This is a genomic window from Rhodococcus sp. T2V, from assembly GCF_029269925.1.
In the GTDB taxonomy this organism is placed as follows: Bacteria; Actinomycetota; Actinomycetes; order Mycobacteriales; family Mycobacteriaceae; genus Rhodococcus_F; species Rhodococcus_F koreensis.
The window spans coordinates 44,134-62,113 of record NZ_JARJBD010000062.1 but is presented as its reverse complement, the minus strand read 5'-3'; the positions used below and the strand labels follow the sequence as shown (position 1 = coordinate 62,113).

The window sequence follows — 17,980 nt, the reverse complement described above, 5'->3', positions numbered from 1 at the left end:
TCCGATGGGACAGACGAGAGCAGACGAGCTCAGCCTGCCTCCGATGGTGGCGGACGACCCCGCCTTGTCGCCGAACCCTTTCCTGTCGTGACGGATACGGCAGTGTGGCTCAGGACCTTCTTTGTCAGTGGCTTTCGCGAACCCACCGAACTTATTGGTGCTGCGGCCTTCGTGGGTGATGGCGATATGTGCGCTGTTTCGGCTGCGGCGTGGATCGAACTTCCATCGACGGGGGTGAGGCTGTCGCAGTCGTCAATGGCTGCGGAACCGTGACTACGAATCCAGACGTCGTGCATCGGGGCGACTGCGCAACGAAATTTCCGCCGCCGCGGTCGCTCGTTGACACACCGGTGCAGGAACGCGTCGCGTAGAGAACCGGTCGAGGGCGATCTGCCTCTGCCGAATTACTCCATACTCCACCATGGTCGTCCAGCGCGATTCCATACCGCGCCGGGGGACGACGCCGGGATCACCATGAACATCGAGTTTGGGCCGTCAACTTGCAGGCCGCGATAGATCACCGGGCCCGGCGGACAGCGGCACGAAGCGTCGGCGAGGTCCGCTCGTACGCTGAAACAGTCGACATTAAATTAATGATCTTTCGGTAATTGAGTGAGCTCAGATCACAAGGAAAGCCCGGCGTGATCGAGGAAGCCATGACACAGGTCGTAGCTCGAGCCGATCCGGGTCAGTCCGGACTCGGTCGCCACACGGACCTCGTCGAGGGTATCGGGGCACAGGTTCGCCAGTTCGGTGGATTTCATGTTGCCCCAGACCTGTTCGATCGGGTTGAGTTCGGGTGCATACGCAGGCAGCCGTTCGACGTGGAGCCAGTCGCGTTGGGTCGCCAGCCATGCCTTCATTGCCGCAGACCGGTGGGCCATCAGTCCGTCCCAGATCACGATGACCTGCTCCCCGGCGAAGTGGGCACGCAGTTCGATGAGGAACTCGATGAGCTTGTCGGTGTTGTACGAGCCGTCGGTCATGGAGAACACGAACGCGCTCTCGCTGCGGTCGGGCCGATAGGCCAGGACTGCGGCCATGGAGAACACGAACGCGCTCTCGCTGCGGTCGGGCCGATAGGCCAGGACTGCGGCCATGGACATGCGCTTCCAGGAAAATCGGTGATGCAGAACAGGTGTGACGCCTTTCGGCGCCCAGGTTGCTCGGACCACAGGCAGCAGCGACACGCCGCTTTCGTCCTGGAAGCAGATCCATGCACCTCGGCGCCGCGCTATTTTTTTATCCGCGGCCACTCGTTCTCCCGCCAGGTGACGATGGCGTCCTCGTCGCGTTCGACGGCCCGCCGTGCGGGTCGCTGGCGGCTCCAGCCCAGCCGGGTCCGCAGGATCGTCCACGTCTGGGTGGGCCCGTAGGTCACGCCGGTGAGCCGCTCGATCACGATCGCGACCCGGCCCAGTGTCCACACCCCGGTGGCGAAGCCATTCGCTTGGGGTCCCTTGAGTAATTCCTCTCGGATCACCTCGATCTGGGCGTCGTCGAGACGCGGCCGGCGTCCCGCCCGACCTGCGCCTTCGAGTGCCTCGCGACCTCCGGCTGTCCACTTCCTGTGCCAACGGGACGCGGTCTGCTGGGATATCTCCAACTCGACCGCGACATCGATCTGCCGCCGGCCCGCGGCGAACATCTCCGCGGCTCGCATGCGTCGGTCACGCAATGCGTCGAAATCTCGACGAGTACCGGACTGCTTGACTTTCCGGGTGTCGGACTTCTCGCCGGAGTTGGTCTTCTTTCCTGCCACTCGTCAATGATCAAGCAGCGCGGCGCGAATCACGTGTATCGACACGCCCTATTACCGAAATATCAGTAGCCAGGGCGTGAGCATCAACGAAAGCGGCCCCGCACTACAACGAACGTGACGCCATTTGCCGGTCCGACGGTGCCAGCGCTCCTCGCGGCGCGCATGCGGCCCGTCTGGGCGATGCTGGACAAAATGTGTGCGGCAGTGGGTTACACGCCGGGGGTTGGCCCATCAGGTGGAAGGTCGGTCCACTCGCGGTGGCACTACAGTCCGAGCCTGGATTGTCGGCGGGCCATGGGGTTCAAGCCTATTGATCGTTTGGCCTTTCGAATCCGTTTGGGAAGCTGAACTTTCCGCATGGGGTTTCCGGGATTGCGCCGTTCGTGTTCGGATGGGGTGCGTTGACGTCATCGGCGTCACCGCCGCCTACGACACTGAGGCACAGAGAACAGGCACCTTCCTGATGAATGCGGTGGACGGCCGGGGCGCTCGCGGACAGAGCATCGCGCTGGCCGCGCGGCCGGAAGCCGGGCAGTCTTTCGAGGCGAAACCGCGTAAAGGCTAATCCGGGAGGCGGCCTTCAGCCTCGTGTGCACGACCACTTCGGAGATCAGTCGCGCATCCTGGCGGAGTCAGGCCGTCGTGGGAATGGTGATCTCGGCTCTGCCGTCGATGGCCGATAGCTGGTAGTGCGGGCAGGTGACCACCTGCCGAGGAACGGGAATCGCCCGGCGGTCGGTGTCGAGGTAGAGGCGATATACGAGCTGCCCGCGTCGATGGACGCCGGTGCCCGGGTCGACGGCGCCGACGAAGTACCCGTGCGCGCCGTCGACGGTCGAGAAGATCGCGCGCCCACTCGGCGGGCTCCGCGGGCGGCAGATAGCGTGGTTGGCCCGTCGCTGCGTCGACGGGGTGTGCACGATGGCCGTGACGGTGAACCCGGCTGCCGCGGGGCACCACTGCTCGGCTGCGATCTCGAACGGTGCGATGGAGGTGTGGATCCGCAGCTCGATGTCCGTTCCGGTTCCGGGCCGCCGTCGAGATGGTGTGCGTATTCGTCGAGACCCCACCGGTGGCCAAGTTTGGCAGCGCCTTGTCGGAGTCGGCGCGGATGCTGCCGGGATCAGCGGACATGGGGCAAGGGTACGGGCCGCCGACACGCGGCTCGCGGGTCGACGCCGATTCATTCGGCCGACGATCGATCCGACAATAGTTGGACTATTGACCTGCAGTGACGGCGGGTACCGACCTTTCGCTCATCAACGGCACGGTGATCGACTCCGGCCCGTACACCTTGCCGTTCGGCGGTGACATGCCGTTGGCTGTCGTAGGAGTTCACGTTCCTGCGATGTCTACGGTGTTCGTTGCTGTGTTCGCTTGATCAAGCGTTGACCGGTCAGTCCCTCGACGACGGCGGCGATGTCCTCTGGTGAGACACTAGGGTCGCCCGTTGTCGCGTGCTGTTCCTTTGGTCGAACCGTTGGATTTGCGGTAGGTGGGGTCTTCTTCTCGTTCATTGTGTTGTGCTCCATCTTCGACAGGATGGTCGCGGTTGCAGCACGGATCGCTCAGATCACCGGCGGACGCCCGGTGCATGCAATTCGGCTCCGCAGTCAGGTCAGAAATAGTCTCAGTCTGCGGGCAACGCCGCCCGCACCACTTACGCCCCTGTACTAGCATCCCGCACCGAGCGTCGTCCTGCAGCGCGAGCAGATTCGACGCAAGGAGCGCTCACGATCGCACCAGAATCAGCAGGGCGGCAGCCCAGCTGAATTGCGGCACGCACCAGTCCGCGGGCAAGGAATCGCCTTGCAGACTCGCTGCGAATGACCACGTCAGAAACCGCCGCTGCATCTGCTCGGTCGTAGCAACAGCGGCGCCCCGAGTGGACCCGCATTGCCACACCACGAATCCGAGACTCTGACCGCGAACGACGAAATTCGGTCGAGAAATGGTGCGTTCCGCTGTGCCACGGGTCATCCCCCACGGCGGCGACACCGAAGAGCCGATGGTGAACTTTGGACTTCTGTGACCACGTTCTGTCGTCGGACGCCTGGGGGGTCAATTGAATTCGATGCCCTCGGCGGTCGCGTTGACCAAGAGACGCGCAAGCGCTTCAGACGAGGCTGGATTCTGGCCGGTGTAGAGGTTCCGGTCGACGACCACGAATTCTCCCCATGGCTGTTGAGCGGCGACATAGACGCCGCCCTCGGATACCAGTCGATCCTCCAGGAGCCACTTGGCTCGGTCTGCGAAGCCGACCTGGTGTTCTTCGACGTTGCTGAATGCTGTCATCTTGTAGCCGGCGAACAGCCAGGATCCGCCGTCCACCCGTGCGGACAGGAGGGCTGCGGGACCGTGACATACCGCCGCAACAGGCTTCCCGGAATCGTGGAAGCTACGAATGATACCCCCGAAATGTTTGGAATCGGCCAGGTCTTCCATCGGGCCGTGGCCGCCCGGCACGAACACGGAGTCGAAGTCTTCGGGATCGATGTCCTCCAGTGCCTTCGGGTTGTCGAGCTCGTCGGCGATGGAGGCGAGATAGTCCGCAATCTTCTGACCGGCTTCGGCGCTGCCGCCGTTCATCTCCGGGCTGAAGCCCGCTTGATCGGCCGTGGGTAACGCTGCACCCGGTGTTGCAATCGTAATTTCGAGGCCGGCTTGTCCGAAGACACGGTGCGGGGTCGCTACTTCTTCCGGCCAGTATCCACACGGGTGCTTGGTGCCGTCTGCGAGTGTCCAATAGTCGACACCGGTCAAGGCGATTAATACGGAAGACATCCTGGATCCCACCTGCTCATTTGTTCGGTAAGGGCAGATTCCGCCCGTCGGCTCTCCATCGGCGGACTGATTCAGCGTCCACGTCCACCGTGTTCTCGTGAATTACACACCGGTGAGGCGACGCAGATAAGCGTAGTGATAAATCTTTGAGGGAATGTGCAACGAGTCAGCAGGATCCTTCTACTCCGACCGGGCGCACCGCATGGCTATCGCGGATGCGATATCCCTGCAGTGCCGCACGCTCGACGGTTTCATCGGTGTAATCGCCGGGCTGTGGAGCGCGGTGGGCCACGGTGGGGACGGCTCGTCGGCGAAATCTCGGCGACTGCCTCCGCCTGCGATCCTGCATTGAGGCGGTGCGGTAGTTGCTGCTGTCATGTTCGCTGGCGTCGCACTTGGGCATTGAAGCGTCACGAACCTGATGACAAATTGGATGGTGTCCCTCCACGTTCGAGGCACTACAGTATGAGCCTGCTGTGATCTCACTCCGGTCCCACTTTGATGCAGGCACATCGAATCGTCGAATTCGACTCGGGCCACGGTAGGAGTTACGGCTAACCGTCCGGCTGGTTCGGATGACCCCCACGCGGAGCATGTAGCTGAAAGTCAGCGCGGGGGAGCGGGCGGACGAGATTACCGGCGTGAGAGAGTGGGGTCCGAATGAGCGAGATCGGCAGTGTGGGTGAGCGACAACTCCAACAACGGTATGGCACGGCGGAACGGGCCGCGAGATTCTACGTGGATCAGGTTCTCGACCATCTCAATCCGGCCATGATCGAGTTCGTCGGTCGTCAGGAGATGACTTTCGTTGCCACCGCTGACGCGTCCGGCGAATGCGACAACAGCCTGCGTGCGGGAGCCCCGGGATTTATCCACGTCATCGACTCGACGACGCTCGCCTACCCCGAGTACCGGGGCAACGGGGTGATGGCCAGCCTCGGCAACATCCTCGAGAACCCGCATGTCGGACTGTTTCTCGTGGACTTCGTACACGATCTGATCGGCCTGCACGTCAACGGCTCAGCGCGGATCGTGGAGGACGAGGACCTGCGTTCCGAGATCGTCGGCCTCCCCGTCGGCGGGTCGAACGGGCGCACACCGGAGCGCTGGGTGGTCGTCGATGTCGAGGAAGCGTACATCCACTGCCGCAAGCACATTCCGCGAATGGCGCGCGTTCCGCGTCATCGGGACTGGGGAACGGACGACGTGAAACGCAAGGGCGGCGACTACTTCGATGCGAAAGGCACGGTGCCGCTCGACGCTCAGTCGGTCGGCGACGAACTCATGTAGCCGATCAGGCCGGGCCTCTCCGCGGTGCCCGGTCCGTGCGCCGACACCGGCCGGACGATGTCCCGGTCACCCCGGCCGCGTTGACATGGAGAGACCCGGCACCGCCGCGACCGGTGGTCGGGGCCAGGCGTCAGGGTCGGCTGCACCACGACGCCGTGGCTGGCGTGCGTCTCTGTCCGGGTGAAATGACACTGTGCGACCACGCTTGGGCGCTGGTGCGGGATGTGGTTCGACGGGGGTATGTACGTCGTGCTCGTAGTGAGTGATTCCTCGGTCCGGTGCAGCAGGATCTGCCGCACTCACACCGGGCGAGGGTGCTGCGCGCCCGCGGGTGCGGGAGCAGGGGTGTCGGGGGTGAGAAGGCGACGGCGAGCGTGAGGGCAGACCGGCTCCGGACTCGCGCACGAGCGCGCGGTCTCAGCGGTGAGATCCGCGCCCGTGGGGACCTCAAAGGTTGTGGCGGCGTCGGCCTCAGTACAGCGGGTCATGGCGGATGTTGCCGGCATCGACTCCGGCGGCCATCAATCGATACTTGGTTGTGCGGACCATCGATGGTGATCCCACGACTTCGATGTCGTGATCGGTCCAGTCCGCGTATTCGGCGACTACACGGCTGATCTGGCCGGTGAGTGGATCGTGCATTCTGCCCGAGGTGTGCGACGTTCCGGGGTGCCACCACGGATCGTCGCTGTGCTCGGTAACCGGGATGACGGTCAGCCGCGGATGCGTCTGCGTCAATGCCCACAGCATGTCGAGGTCGTACAGGTCACAGGGGTAGGTGCCGCTGACGAACAGATGCGTCCGAGGGGTGCCGCGGCGCTGCGCGGTATCCATCAACTGCGCGCGCAGAGGAGCGATTCCGGTTCCTTCGGCGATCATCAGCCGGCTTCGGCGAGGATCTCGCCACGTGCCGAGAGAACCGAGTGGTGATCCGATCAGCCAGGTGTCGCCGATCTGTGACTCTCCTACGATCGCGGGACTGACCCAGCCACCGGAGACTCGTCGGACATGGAACTCGACGATCCGGTCCGGTGTGGGTGGTGTTGCCAACGACAGGTAGCGCCACATCCTGGGTCGGCCGGGTACCTGCACGCTGACATACTGTCCCGGTTCATACGTCATCGTGTGGTCGAGTTCCAGACGCACGATCGCGAGGTCGTCGAGTACTCGGCGGTGCTCGATCACCGTGCCCACACGTGTCGGGGGTCCCTCGTCGGAGTTGGCGGCCTCGGTCATGATCGAGGCGATCAGTGCGATCGTCAGACGCCACGCGTGATCGGTCTCGTCGGTCCAGAGTTCAGGTCCGGCGAGGTTGGCCAGCGCGGCGAGGAGTGCCTCGCCGACGGCGGTGTAGTGATCCTCTTTGACCCCGTATTTGCGATGATCTCGTCCGAGTTGGGCCAGCAGCGGGAATACGGATTCCGGTGTCTCGAGTTGGTCGATGACGTACCTGATCGCCCGCATCAGCCGATCACGTTGGAGGTCCATGGCTGCCGGGAAGTGCTGGCGGGTCTCGGGATGGGTGGCAAATAGAATGGCGTAGAAGGAACGTGCGAACGTGTCCTCGCCGTCAGGGATCGCTCCGATAGACTTGAAACTCGATCGGACCAGTGAAATCGTCAGAGGATCCACGACAATCGGTGCCCTTTGTCTTCGTTGAGAATGGTGCGTGATGTCGATCCCACTTCTCCCGGATGAAGCCGCGCTGATCGTGGTGACGGGAGCGGTGTGTCGGGTGAGCGAGGCCGATGATGCGCAAGCGCTGAAACAGCGTTATGCCGATCGGGCCGAGGGAACCACGGCGGCGGAAGCTGGTGCACCGGGCCGTGCGATCGAGATGTCGAGTCCGTGGTAGCTGACGACATGATGCGGGGGCGCGAGGTACTCAGGCCTGGAGCCGCGGCGCTGTCTGGTCCTGTCTGCCGGCGGCCGGCAGACAGCGCCGGTGACGGCGATCGGCACTGAGGGCATCGTCAATCTCATCTCATCGATAGGGCCGGATGGATCCTGCCGGGTTCCGTTTCGCGGACCTAGCCGACCTCCAGCCGAGTGCTGCTCTCGGATTACACACCTGGTGAGGCGTTCGTGAGCCCGCGGTGGTGTTTTACGCTCGAATACGAAACAAATCAGCAGGATCCCACTACCAAATAGCGATGATCGGCTGCTCGGGTATAGGGCAGGCTGCGGACCGTCGCATGTGTCACGGCGCTGCATGAGGGCGAGTCAGGCACCTGGCTTGCACTCGAATCGGTGCGGAAGCGCGGCGATTTTTCGGTGGCTGATGACGGATGGACAGGCGCGAATGCGTTTCCCACCTGCGGATAGGCCGGTGCCGACACCGAGTGAGGCGCGCGCCAAAGATCTTTCATGCCGCAAAAGCCGACAGAAATCAGTAATTGACGAGTGAAAAATCAATGCCTACGGTAATTCCGGATGTGAGCGGTATCACTCGGCAATGTCGTGGCGTGCTGTACGCCAGCGCCGAAGCTCCCCCAATCCGGTGAAATGTGCATCTGCACAAACTATTTGAGACAGATTGACCGAACAGGAGTCGAACCGATGACCGACAAGCTGAAGTTTTTCTCGCAGGAGTGGTGCGAACTGGCGCAAGAGGCTGTCAATGCGAACGCCGAGGTGTACAAGGGATTCAAGGACCCCGATTCGTTTACCAACCGCATGGAGTTCGGCACTATCGGTAAGGACGATGTGGCCTGTCATATCGAGTGGGAGAAGGCCAAGATCATCTCCTGGACGATCCGCAAGTTCGACGAGAGCGACCTGTGGTTGAAGATCAACGGGACCCTCGAGACGTGGCAGCGCGCGGCCGAGGGTGACGCCGAGGGCGGAAAACTGCTGCTGGCCGGAAAGGTCAAATTCGCCAAGGGCCCGATGTCGGCAGCCATCGAGAACGCTGGAGCCTTCAACAATTTCCTGCTGTCGTGGGGACAGGTGCCCACGGACTGGGACGTGTGACCCACTAACCAACGGCCCGTGTGGGACTTGCGTGTTCTCCAGGCGAGTCCCGCGCAGGGGCCGATATGACATATCGCTGACCCCTGCTGTGAAAGGCCATGATCGATGACTACTGTTGAATCCGAGGCATACCCGGTCTCTCTCTACGATGGGGACGACGCGAACGGCGTCGCCAGCATCGTCGGGATGCTGATCGGGCAGAACGTCGAGAACTTCCCGTCCCGAGTCAAGTTCGCACGCAAGATCTCCCGGCCGGTGTCGATCTACAGCACCGACACCGACAGTGCCTGCACGATCGTGTTCGGCACCGACGAGGCAATTGTCTACAACGACATCGTGGGTCGACCGAGTGTCACCATCAGTGCCAGCGTGGATCAGATCCTCGACGTGTCACAGCTGCCGATGAAGGCCGGCGGTTTGATTCCGGTGGGCTTTTTCACCAACCGGGGGATGACGGTGCTCGGCGGGATCCTCACGCACAAGCTCGTGGTGAAGGGTCTTCTCACACACACGCTGACGGCATTGCGCACCATTGCGCTGGTCTCGGTGGTCGAGTCATGACGGCGATTTCGGGCCGGAGCCGGCACACCCTCGATACCGAGGCCACCGTGCCGATCGGATATGCCGAGGAGACCCCACCGGGTGGCTTCGTCGATCCGCCGCGGCGCGCCTCGACCACAACGAATGTGGCGCGGGTGCTCCTGGTTCTCGCGCTGATTCCGGTGGGAGCGTTGTACCTGTATCCGCGGATCTACGACCTGACGGCCACGCCCTACCGGCTCGATCAAGCGGTGGTGTCCGCCGGCAACTACAACCCCGCACTGGATCAGATCGTCGAGCACGAGAAGGTCACGCTGGCCGCGTTCGATGCGCTCGACAAGATGAAGGCATCCCTGGCGAGCGTCCTGAGCACCGATGCGGCCGTGACGGCGGAACTGAACACCCTCACCGGGCAGATCACCGGCGACGTGCAGAAGACACTCGACCTCGCCGGCGCGAACGTGACCGATCTCGTTGCCTCGCTGGATACGTTGACCGCGCACATCAGCTCACTGCAGGTGCCGGTTGACGGCGCCACCGCGGCCCTGACCGACAACCGCGCCACCCTGGACGCCATCCTCACCGACGCACGGTCAACGGCCGAGAAGGTCCACAGGACCCGTCTGTCGGCGGAAGAATCCGCCAACGATCTGTCTGGAAAGTAGGAGAAGTACCTTGATTTTTTTCGGACGCCGCGGCGGGCCGGCCCGGATGGTTCTGTCGATCGTCGCGGTGGGGGTCCTCGGCCTGCTCGCCTTTGTCGTGTTCAACCTGAACACCCGACTCGACAACCAGCAGCGCGCCAACGAGACGAGCATCACCGCCTCCCAAGGGATCGTCGATGTCAACGACCGACTGACCAAGCAACTCGCGCAATTGACCGAACTGACCCACACCGCGCAGACCGCACTCGATGCGACCGCCGCGCTCGGGCCGCTGCTGACCAAACTCGATGAGGCGATCGCCCCGGCAGCGCAGATGCTTGCCAGCAGCACCGACGGGGCGCAGTTGACGAACGATCAGCTGACCAACATCCAGGGCATCCTCGGCGAGGTCCAGAACACCGTGCTCCCGCTCGTGGACTCGGCGGAAGCGTTCGGCGACCAGGGCCGCCAATTGTTGGCCATCGTTCAGGGACTGGTCAGCGACCTGCAAGGTTCGGTGGCGGCCGCGCAGACCATCAACCAGATGCTTCCGCTCCCGGGCTGAGCTCCACTTCGCTCCTCCCACCGATCTGTACCTACTCTCGACTGGACGTGACATGCAGCAGGGCACCGACTTACCGGACGAGGCGTACCCGCGCCGAGGCTTGGCCGGACTTCAGCGACTCGACATCCCCGCATCGGCGCTGCCGTACCGAAAGGGCGTACTGCCTCACCGACTGGACATTCCGAGCGCAGCAACACCGAGTTCCAGCGGGTTCGCCGTAGCCACCGAATGGATGGGCCGCCTCGCCGCGGTCTTGGCGGTGGTCCTGTTCGGGCTGGTGTTGGCGGCCATCCACAAGGGTCAGCTCGTGCAGGACAGCGCGCGCACGATCGTGGACAACTTCCGGCTGACCAACGACTACTTCGCCCAACGGGCAGATCTCACCGCCCCGGCCACCGCGCACAAGCAACTCGACGAATTGGCGGGGGTGTTGGCTCAGCTCAATACCGCGACCGCCGCCGACGTCGATCACCTGGCCGCGCTGCTGCCGGACGCACGGGCGTTGCTCGCCGCCGGTCAGGGGGACACCGCGATCGCCGGGCAGCTCGAGACCGTCGCCACCACGCTGCAGGGCTCCGCCGCGTCGCTGCATCAAATCTCGGCGGACGCGAACACCACCGTCACCGGCGTGAACAACGAGCTCACCACGGCGATCGACCTGGTGAACGCGCTCAACGCGGAGCTGACGCGGACGACGAACAAACTCGCGCTGATTCCCGAACAGGGAGCATTCATTCCGGCACCGGGAGGGAACTGATGATCACCAAGAAGGCATGGCTCGGGGTGGTGCTCGGGCTGGGGCTCGCGCCCGCGGTGCTGCTCTGCGCCGTCAACGGGTTCCTTCCCGGACTCGACGACGTCATCGACCCGCTGGGGCGACCGTCGCAGCTGAGTCTCGAGGTCATCGATTCCGCCGGCCAGTTCGACACACTGACCTCGATCCTCGTCCCCAAACATGCCCAGCTCGCCGGAGACATTCAGGCGTTGGACCCGCTGGCACACGATTTGGAAGGCCTGACCACCAAGGCCGGAGAGCTGACGGGACAATCCAAGACACTCAATTCCTCCACCGGCGACGTCAGCACGATCGCGGGGCCCCTGCCGGGCCTGGTTGCGAACGTGACCGACCGCGCCAACCAAGCGAGCCCGACGGTGGCGGGACTGTCGACGGCGGTCGGCTCGGTCACCACGCAACTCGAGGCGATCAACACGGGACTGACCACGATCGAAGGCACCCTGGGAACGCTCGGACCCAAGGCCACCGCCATCGCCGCGACCCTGGCGAACGTCGAGGAAGAAGCCCGGCACGTCCAGGAACTCGGGCCCCTGCTCGCGGTGATCGGCCCCCCGGTCAATTCCCTGAACCTCCCTCCGCTCGGCGTCGCGACCACCCCGAACCCGTAACGCTCGGACGGGTCAGAGATTGACCACGGAACGAGTGAAAGGCAGAACACACACCATGTTTCGGCTCTCCTGGGCGATTGCCCTGGCATTCACCATCGCACTCTTGTGCGGAATTTTGATCGTCACACGGGATTTGAGCATCACCAATGACATCTTCAAAGACGGTGTCAATCAAGCGAAGACCGTGGACAAGACCACCAACGACGCACTATCCGGGGCGAAGGAATTGCCTCCGGCGAACGCCGCCATCAACCAGGGCCTGCCGGAAGTGGTCGGGGTGCTCAACTCCCTCACCCGCGCGGATCAGACCCTCGGCGACCTTGGCACCCAACTCCAGGCGCTCGGAGACGCCCTGAAGTCCGCGGACGCCCCATTGGGCGGGATCATCGACGCAGGTGCATCGGCAACCGATCAGGCCAACGCCGCCGCCGTTCCCGCGGAGCAGATCGTGCACACCCTCGCGGAGGCGGACGCGAAAGTCCAAGCACTGGCCCCCCTGCTGGACCAATCACTCGCGCTCGGACAAACGATCGACCAGAAACTGCGGATCGCGCTGATCCTGCCGGTCATCGGAAACTGACACGACACCGATACAGGTGAGCGAGACGACCTCGGATACTCCGGGCACACGAGAGCCGGAGTATCCGGGGGCCGTGCGGATCCGGGTTTGATGCCTCGGTCCGCATGTGGGTCGGGGGTGGCTGATCACGTCGGGGGCGTGATCAGCCACGCTTCGTGGGACACGGCTGGTGACGCCGCCTCTCAGTCCTGGCGAGAGGGGTTGTGCCACACAACGGGGAACAGGTCGCCGCTGATGGGGGAGCCGGGGGTCATCGCAGGGACAGAGAACCCGCCGATGTCGGCAATATGGTCGAAGCTGGTGCCGGGCCTCGGATCCCAGACGACTTGGTCGCCGGCGAAGATGGTGGTGACGGCGCGGCGGGGCCGACGGGAATGGTTGGCGGGCGATCCGTGGACGGTCTTGGGATGGTGCAAGAGCGCATCGCCTGGCTCGGCGTCACCGATGAACCATTCGTGACGGTCGTAGTCGGCGGAGAAATCGGGTGGTTCGGGGTAGGGCGAACGTCGGTAGACGGCAGCAACCTCAGGATTGCCGCTGAAACTGCGGGGCCGGTAGACGGGGCCGAGGTGTGAGCCTTTCAGGTAGTGAACAGCGCCGTTGTCGGTCGTGACGGTGTCGAGAGGGACCCAGATGCGGAAGTACTGCTCGCCGTCGATCGGCAGGTAGGCGTAGTCCTGGTGGAAGGGCGCACCCTGGGCTGCCCCGGGCTCCTGCGCGAACACCTGGTCGTAGAAGAACCGCAGTGACCTCACTGCAGGATGGATCTGGCGGGCGATGTCCTTGGTCGGCCCCCGCAGAGCCCACGCGTCGAAAGTCGAGTCGACGAAGCGCGGAAAGGCCTGGGAGAAGAAGCGAGGCTGCCCCGGGGACGTGTAGTTCTGAGAGGTGGCGTGAACGTCCGTCATCAGCCGATCCACCGCGCCCCGGAGGTAGTCGATCCACGACGGAGGGATCACGGCGTCGAGCCGGGTCACTCCATTGGTCGCGAAATCCGCCCGCTCCTCGTCGGTGATCTCGCGGAGCAGGCCCTCGGTGGGGTGGTCGATGTGCTCGTTGGTGGTCATTGGCCTTCCTTTGCAGTGGTGACTGCGGCAGCGCGGCGGTCGTCGTGATCACCGTCGTCTCCGGCGGGCAGTGGGTTGCGTAGCGGTGCCTACCGGAACGGTCCTGTGGTTCTGATTACACAGAGGCCGAGCAGGTGGCGGCGGCAGTCCGCGTGATCATCGGGGAATCTGCAACGAGTCAGCAGAATCCTTGTGTGCCCGCAGGGCACGCCGCGGACCTGGTGGCGGGATCGGGGAGAGGGACCGGCCACGGCGAGATGACCAGTCGGGCGGGCGGGGCCCGCCCGGCACTCAACGGTGGGTGAAGGTCGGCGCGCGCTTCTCGATGAACGCGGACATGCCTTCCTTCTGATCGTGAAGGCCGAACGTCGAGTGGAAAGCCCTCCGTTCGTACCGCAGACCCTCGCCGAGCGTGGTCTCGAAGGAACGATTGACTGCTTCCTTCGCCAGCATCGCGACGGGTAGCGACATCGATGCGACCGCCTCGGCGATACTCTGCGCCTCGTCGAGGAGTTGATCGGCGGGAACGATCCGACTGACCAGTCCGGCGCGTTCGGCCTCCGCCGCGTCCATCGTGCGTCCGGTCAGGAGTAGGTCCATGGCCTTGGCCTTGCCGATAGCCCGGGTAAGGCGCTGCGAGCCGCCGAGACCGGGGATCACGCCCAAGGTGATCTCGGGCTGGCCGAATCTCGCGGTGTCAGCCGCGATGACGAGGTCGCACATCATGGCCACCTCGCAGCCGCCGCCGAGCGCGTGACCGGCGACGGCAGCGATGGTCGGCTTGCGTACGGTCGCCAACCGTTCCCAACCTGCGAGAAAGTCGCTGGCGAAGACATCGATGTAGGTGCGGGGCCGCATCTCCTTGATGTCGGCGCCGGCCGCGAAAGCCCGCTCCGAGCCGGTCAGGACTATGGCGCCGATTCCGGGGTCGTTCTCCAGGTCGTCGAGTGCAGCGGTGATGTCCGCGAGCATCGCTGTGTTGAGGGCGTTGAGCGCCGTGGTCCGGTTCAGTGTGACCGTGCCCACCCGGCCTTGACGTTCGAGGAGGATCGTGTCGAATTCGTTCACTGCTGTCCCTTTCGGTGCCACCGTGATGGTGGCCTGTGTCGAGTTTGTGAGGATGGCGAGGTCATCGCGGTACGAAGCCGCGTTACCAGTGATGGGTGTCGTTCGAGAAGTGGGCAGAGCGCACCCGCGTGTGCCCGGGCCGGGCTTGACGAATCTTGTGTAGCGGCGGCTGGGCGGGTGATCGCGTGCCGGGAGGCCGGTCGCGGCGGACTGCGGGCAGAGGAACTGGAAGGTTCCGCGGCGTGCGACGGGAAGCTCCGGTGTGGTCGGATCATTGGGCGGTGAGCACCGCTGCAACCCCTACCGCTGCGGCGATCGCGATCACCGACCAGAGGAGCAGATCCCACAGTCGACAGTGTGATCCCGGCTCGTCCCCGCCGGCGCCTGGCGCCACCAACTCCGAGTGTCTTTTCATTTCGTACACCTCATGACCCGTCAGACTGGTCCGGACCCGAATCCGCCATGACGCCCCGGAGTCTGATTGGCATGGTCCGGTACTGCATCCGACCGGCCGGGCGTCCCGATTGCTGTGCTGGCCAGTCCTGCTCGGCTAGTATCGGCCCGCAGAGAAAGACCTTTCACGACTAAGAAAGTCTATCCAGGAAATAATTGACTAGCGATCTTTTCACTTCTATGATTATGTGATCCACAACACAATGTTGGGATCGGGTGGCAGGCCCGGCAGACACGATCGGATGTACAGAAGAGGCGCGACCAATGGACGCGACGGACGAATTTTTCAGCTGGACCTCACGGCGAACCGTCATCGGGGCGGGTCATCGAGCCTCGACGGCGTCGCGATTGCGGCAGGTGCATGGTGATGTGGCGGGCGATCTGCCACAGCGCGGCCTCGACATCAGGCTCGTGCTTGCCGGGCGCCACTGCCGACTGATTACCTTCACCCATGGCGGCAACGACTACGTCGTCGTGATCATCGGCTCGGTTCGCGGCCGACGCGACGTGCCCATCCGGGCGGTCGACGAGGAATCGCTACTGGTCGATGCGAGCCGGAGCACAAGCTCAGCGGAAATACTGATCGGGATCCCGATCGATCCGAGAACGGCGAATCCCGTGCGGTGCCGCGAACGAATGCTGGCTTCCCAGTTGTGCCAGGGCGGCCCGATCCGGCAGATGCTCAGTGTGACCGGGGTTCACTCGGTTCTGGTGCCGGTGCTGGCACCGGCCAATCACGCGGCGTAACCGCCTGTTCGCACCCGCAAGGGCGCACGGGGCATGACTACAGAGACATCACGGCGGCGGCACGCGCGCAGGCGCATACGTGCAGCAACCGACACACCTGGTCCCATTCGGGGCAGAAAGCAGACTTCGTTGCCATTCCTCGAGAAGTTCTTCACCGCGATCCTCACCCTCAGCGGGGCCGCCTTCGGAGGCTTGCCCCTGTTCGAGGACGACCCAGAGGACGACCCACTGTGGTGGGAGCAGGAATGACCAAGTCGGAGTTGGCGGTACAGCAGGCGCAGGAGCACATATAGCCCATACGCCAAAAGTAATCGGCCGCAGATCCCGCCGCGCGGATGGTCCCGCAGCGATGGCCCCCGGGAAGCCGGCAGGGCCGATGGCGACGGGCGTCGTCTCGGGGGACTGCACATGAGGGACGCACACACTCACAGGCGGCGGCGCACACGCAGCCCGGCCCCGGGCCACCCGCAGCAGCGGACGAGCCTTCCGCGCGATCGGACCGCCGGAGCTCCGGTGAATCGATGAGCACGGCGAGCGTTCGGCATCTCGATTCCCAGACCCTGCGAAGTCGTCTTCCTCGGTGCGTCAGGCGCCGGATCGGCCCGCCCGGCCCTGGGCCCCATGCCGAGGGCCGGGCGGTCAGCGCACGGACTATCGCGCCAGCACATGGAATGGGGGTGAGTGCCTAGTAGTACTTTGTTAGGTCGGGAAGGTGTGGTGGCAGAGTGGGCAGGTACCGATCCAACGAGCAAGTGCGCGTTGGAGTTCGCGCACGATGCCGTAGAGCGTCAGTCCTGCCCAGTCGCTTTTGGGTCGGCCAGCCGGAGGGTTGTGATGAACAAGTGGGCGGCGGTGACCAGGGTGGCGTGGTGGTGCCAGCCCAGCCAGGAACGGCCCTCGAAATGATCCAGCCCGAGACCGGTTTTCAGTTCCCGGTAGTCGTGCTCGACGCGCCAGCGGATCTTCGCCAGGCGCACCAGTTCGGGCAGCGGGGTGTCCTCGGGGAGCGTGGCGAGCCAGTAGTCGGTCGGCTCGTCGGCTCCGGTGGGCCATTCGGCGAGCAACCAGACCGCGGGCAGGGTGCCGTCCTCGGCGCGGGGGATGTCGCGGTTCGCCGGGCGGATTCGCATGGCGGCGAACCGCGAGCGCATCGCCGCGGTGGGGTTGTTCGGGCTGGTTTTGGTTCCCTGCCGCCAGGTCACGGTGCGCAGGGCTTTACGCCCGGCGGCGAGGACGAGGTCCTTGCAGGTCGTGTGCGGGCCGTAGCGGGGTGTCGGCGGGCGCCCGCGGCCGGTGTAGGCCGCGGTCTGCGGGATGGCGTCGCCGGGATGGGCGCTGGTCGAGCCCTTGACGGCGACGACGTGGTCGATGCCGCGCTCGGTCAGCGCGAGCCGGAAGGCAGTGGCGTCGCCGTAGCCGGCGTCCGCGACCGCCACCGGTGGGGTGCGGCCCCTCTCGATCAGCTCGTCGATCATCTCGATCGCCATTTCCCACTTGGGGCGGTGATGCTCGGTGTCGGGGATCGCGGACCGCTGCCGGCGAGCGGTGATCGCCGCGACCGCGTCGGGATCGGTGGTCGAGCGATCGTCCCAGCTCTCGGGCAGGAACAGCCGCCAGTCCAACGGTGCCGACGCGGCGTCGGAGGCGGCGTGCACACTGACCGCGATCTGGCAGTTGCCGACCTTGCCGAGGGTGCCCGAGTACTGCCGGGCCACGCCCGGCGAGGAATCGCCGTCCTTGGTGAACCCGGTGTCGTCGATGACCCACGCATCCGGAGCGACCAGATCACACGCCCGGCGGGACAGCGTTTTCCGGACCGGCACCACATCCCACGGCGAGGTGGTCACGAACTGCTGCAACCGTTGATGATCGACCCGCAGCCGCTGCGCCATCGGCTGCATCGACTTCCGCCGGCCGTCGAGCATCAGCCCCCGCGCATACAGTCCCGCCTTCTCCCGTTGATCCTTGCGCGCCAGCGACGAGAACACTTCACCGACAAACGTATCCAACTGTTCCCCGACACGGGCGAGAGCGGCTGCATCCATGCCCGGATCCTCTCGAGATTCGAATCGAAACTCGAGCCGACACGCCGAGGTAACAAAG

The 17,980-nt window shown here is 64.4% G+C and carries 18 protein-coding genes and 2 pseudogenes; 11 read left to right on the top strand and 9 right to left on the bottom strand.

Annotation, left to right across the window (positions count from 1 at the left end):
* Positions 1–623 precede the first annotated feature (623 nt).
* From P3H15_RS36530 to P3H15_RS36520, 3 genes and pseudogenes are all read right to left on the bottom strand, one after another.
* Positions 624–1,190, bottom strand: coding sequence for a transposase (locus P3H15_RS36530; protein WP_276141706.1), 567 nt, complete (start codon positions 1,188–1,190; stop codon positions 624–626).
* A 44-nt stretch (positions 1,191–1,234) separates the two neighbouring features.
* Entirely contained in the window at positions 1,235–1,762 is a 528-nt protein-coding gene (locus P3H15_RS36525; protein WP_257890503.1) for a winged helix-turn-helix domain-containing protein, read from the bottom strand.
* Between the two features lie 632 nt (positions 1,763–2,394).
* Positions 2,395–2,896: pseudogene (locus tag P3H15_RS36520) on the bottom strand (N-formylglutamate amidohydrolase).
* A 97-nt stretch (positions 2,897–2,993) separates the two neighbouring features.
* Here P3H15_RS36520 and P3H15_RS36515 point away from each other — a divergent pair.
* Positions 2,994–3,143 (top strand): hypothetical protein, encoded by a 150-nt coding sequence (locus tag P3H15_RS36515; protein WP_276141705.1) that lies wholly within the window; start codon positions 2,994–2,996, stop codon positions 3,141–3,143.
* Positions 3,144–3,823: 680 nt separating this feature from the next.
* Here P3H15_RS36515 and P3H15_RS36510 read toward each other — a convergent pair.
* A complete protein-coding gene (locus P3H15_RS36510) occupies positions 3,824–4,546 on the bottom strand; it encodes a type 1 glutamine amidotransferase domain-containing protein (protein ID WP_276141704.1) in 723 nt (240 codons plus the stop codon).
* A 660-nt stretch (positions 4,547–5,206) separates the two neighbouring features.
* Here P3H15_RS36510 and P3H15_RS36505 point away from each other — a divergent pair.
* Positions 5,207–5,836: a pyridoxamine 5'-phosphate oxidase family protein gene (locus P3H15_RS36505; RefSeq protein WP_276141703.1), complete on the top strand. Its 630-nt coding sequence runs from the start codon at positions 5,207–5,209 to the stop codon at positions 5,834–5,836.
* A 471-nt stretch (positions 5,837–6,307) separates the two neighbouring features.
* On the opposite strand, the gene P3H15_RS36500 is transcribed toward P3H15_RS36505, so the two are convergent.
* Entirely contained in the window at positions 6,308–7,468 is a 1,161-nt protein-coding gene (locus P3H15_RS36500) for a globin domain-containing protein (RefSeq protein ID WP_276141702.1), read from the bottom strand.
* Between the two features lie 40 nt (positions 7,469–7,508).
* Between P3H15_RS36500 and P3H15_RS36495 the strand changes: the two genes are divergently transcribed.
* From P3H15_RS36495 to P3H15_RS36460, 8 genes are all read left to right on the top strand, one after another.
* Complete coding sequence (locus P3H15_RS36495) at positions 7,509–7,691, top strand: hypothetical protein (RefSeq protein ID WP_276141701.1); 183 nt, start codon at positions 7,509–7,511, stop codon at positions 7,689–7,691.
* A 704-nt stretch (positions 7,692–8,395) separates the two neighbouring features.
* Complete coding sequence (locus P3H15_RS36490; protein WP_276141700.1) at positions 8,396–8,809, top strand: hypothetical protein; 414 nt, start codon at positions 8,396–8,398, stop codon at positions 8,807–8,809.
* A gap of 105 nt (positions 8,810–8,914) precedes the next feature.
* Positions 8,915–9,370, top strand: a complete 456-nt coding sequence (locus tag P3H15_RS36485) for a hypothetical protein (protein ID WP_095860350.1) — start codon at positions 8,915–8,917, stop codon at positions 9,368–9,370.
* Positions 9,367–10,014 (top strand): hypothetical protein, encoded by a 648-nt coding sequence (locus P3H15_RS36480; RefSeq protein ID WP_276141699.1) that lies wholly within the window; start codon positions 9,367–9,369, stop codon positions 10,012–10,014. Before P3H15_RS36485 ends, P3H15_RS36480 begins: the two co-directional genes overlap by 4 nt.
* 10 nt (positions 10,015–10,024) lie before the next feature.
* A complete protein-coding gene (locus P3H15_RS36475; RefSeq protein ID WP_276141698.1) occupies positions 10,025–10,558 on the top strand; it encodes a hypothetical protein in 534 nt (177 codons plus the stop codon).
* A 52-nt stretch (positions 10,559–10,610) separates the two neighbouring features.
* Positions 10,611–11,315, top strand: a complete 705-nt coding sequence (locus P3H15_RS36470) for a hypothetical protein (protein WP_276141697.1) — start codon at positions 10,611–10,613, stop codon at positions 11,313–11,315.
* Positions 11,315–11,962, top strand: coding sequence for a hypothetical protein (locus tag P3H15_RS36465; protein ID WP_276141696.1), 648 nt, complete (start codon positions 11,315–11,317; stop codon positions 11,960–11,962). Before P3H15_RS36470 ends, P3H15_RS36465 begins: the two co-directional genes overlap by 1 nt.
* A gap of 55 nt (positions 11,963–12,017) precedes the next feature.
* Entirely contained in the window at positions 12,018–12,542 is a 525-nt protein-coding gene (locus P3H15_RS36460; protein WP_276141695.1) for a hypothetical protein, read from the top strand.
* 182 nt (positions 12,543–12,724) lie between these two features.
* Here P3H15_RS36460 and P3H15_RS36455 read toward each other — a convergent pair whose 3' ends face one another.
* The 3 genes from P3H15_RS36455 to P3H15_RS36445 all read right to left on the bottom strand — a co-directional run bounded on the left by P3H15_RS36455 (position 12,725) and on the right by P3H15_RS36445 (position 15,092).
* Positions 12,725–13,609: a phytanoyl-CoA dioxygenase family protein gene (locus P3H15_RS36455; protein ID WP_276141694.1), complete on the bottom strand. Its 885-nt coding sequence runs from the start codon at positions 13,607–13,609 to the stop codon at positions 12,725–12,727.
* 291 nt (positions 13,610–13,900) lie between these two features.
* Positions 13,901–14,677 carry an enoyl-CoA hydratase gene (locus P3H15_RS36450; protein WP_276141692.1) on the bottom strand — a complete coding sequence of 259 codons (777 nt, stop codon included), beginning with the start codon at positions 14,675–14,677 and terminating at the stop codon, positions 13,901–13,903.
* 271 nt (positions 14,678–14,948) lie between these two features.
* Positions 14,949–15,092, bottom strand: a complete 144-nt coding sequence (locus tag P3H15_RS36445) for a hypothetical protein (protein WP_276141690.1) — start codon at positions 15,090–15,092, stop codon at positions 14,949–14,951.
* A gap of 302 nt (positions 15,093–15,394) precedes the next feature.
* Between P3H15_RS36445 and P3H15_RS36440 the strand changes: the two genes are divergently transcribed.
* Positions 15,395–15,877, top strand: a complete 483-nt coding sequence (locus P3H15_RS36440) for a hypothetical protein (protein ID WP_276141689.1) — start codon at positions 15,395–15,397, stop codon at positions 15,875–15,877.
* Between the two features lie 685 nt (positions 15,878–16,562).
* Here the strand turns inward: P3H15_RS36440 and P3H15_RS36435 are convergent.
* Positions 16,563–17,922: pseudogene (locus P3H15_RS36435) on the bottom strand (IS701 family transposase).
* Between the last annotated feature and the right edge of the window lie 58 nt (positions 17,923–17,980).

Bases quoted from the DNA above. Each gene is read 5' to 3' on its own strand.
- P3H15_RS36510 (WP_276141704.1), bottom strand. From the start codon at position 4,546: ATGTCTTCCGTATTAATCGCCTTGACCGGTGTCGACTATTGGACACTC.
- P3H15_RS36505 (WP_276141703.1), top strand. From the start codon at position 5,207: ATGAGCGAGATCGGCAGTGTGGGTGAGCGACAACTCCAACAACGGTAT.
- P3H15_RS36495 (WP_276141701.1), top strand. From the start codon at position 7,509: ATGTCGATCCCACTTCTCCCGGATGAAGCCGCGCTGATCGTGGTGACG.
- P3H15_RS36490 (WP_276141700.1), top strand. From the start codon at position 8,396: ATGACCGACAAGCTGAAGTTTTTCTCGCAGGAGTGGTGCGAACTGGCG.
- P3H15_RS36485 (WP_095860350.1), top strand. From the start codon at position 8,915: ATGACTACTGTTGAATCCGAGGCATACCCGGTCTCTCTCTACGATGGG.
- P3H15_RS36480 (WP_276141699.1), top strand. From the start codon at position 9,367: ATGACGGCGATTTCGGGCCGGAGCCGGCACACCCTCGATACCGAGGCC.
- P3H15_RS36470 (WP_276141697.1), top strand. From the start codon at position 10,611: ATGCAGCAGGGCACCGACTTACCGGACGAGGCGTACCCGCGCCGAGGC.
- P3H15_RS36465 (WP_276141696.1), top strand. From the start codon at position 11,315: ATGATCACCAAGAAGGCATGGCTCGGGGTGGTGCTCGGGCTGGGGCTC.
- P3H15_RS36460 (WP_276141695.1), top strand. From the start codon at position 12,018: ATGTTTCGGCTCTCCTGGGCGATTGCCCTGGCATTCACCATCGCACTC.
- P3H15_RS36455 (WP_276141694.1), bottom strand. From the start codon at position 13,609: ATGACCACCAACGAGCACATCGACCACCCCACCGAGGGCCTGCTCCGC.
- P3H15_RS36445 (WP_276141690.1), bottom strand. From the start codon at position 15,092: ATGAAAAGACACTCGGAGTTGGTGGCGCCAGGCGCCGGCGGGGACGAG.
- P3H15_RS36440 (WP_276141689.1), top strand. From the start codon at position 15,395: ATGGACGCGACGGACGAATTTTTCAGCTGGACCTCACGGCGAACCGTC.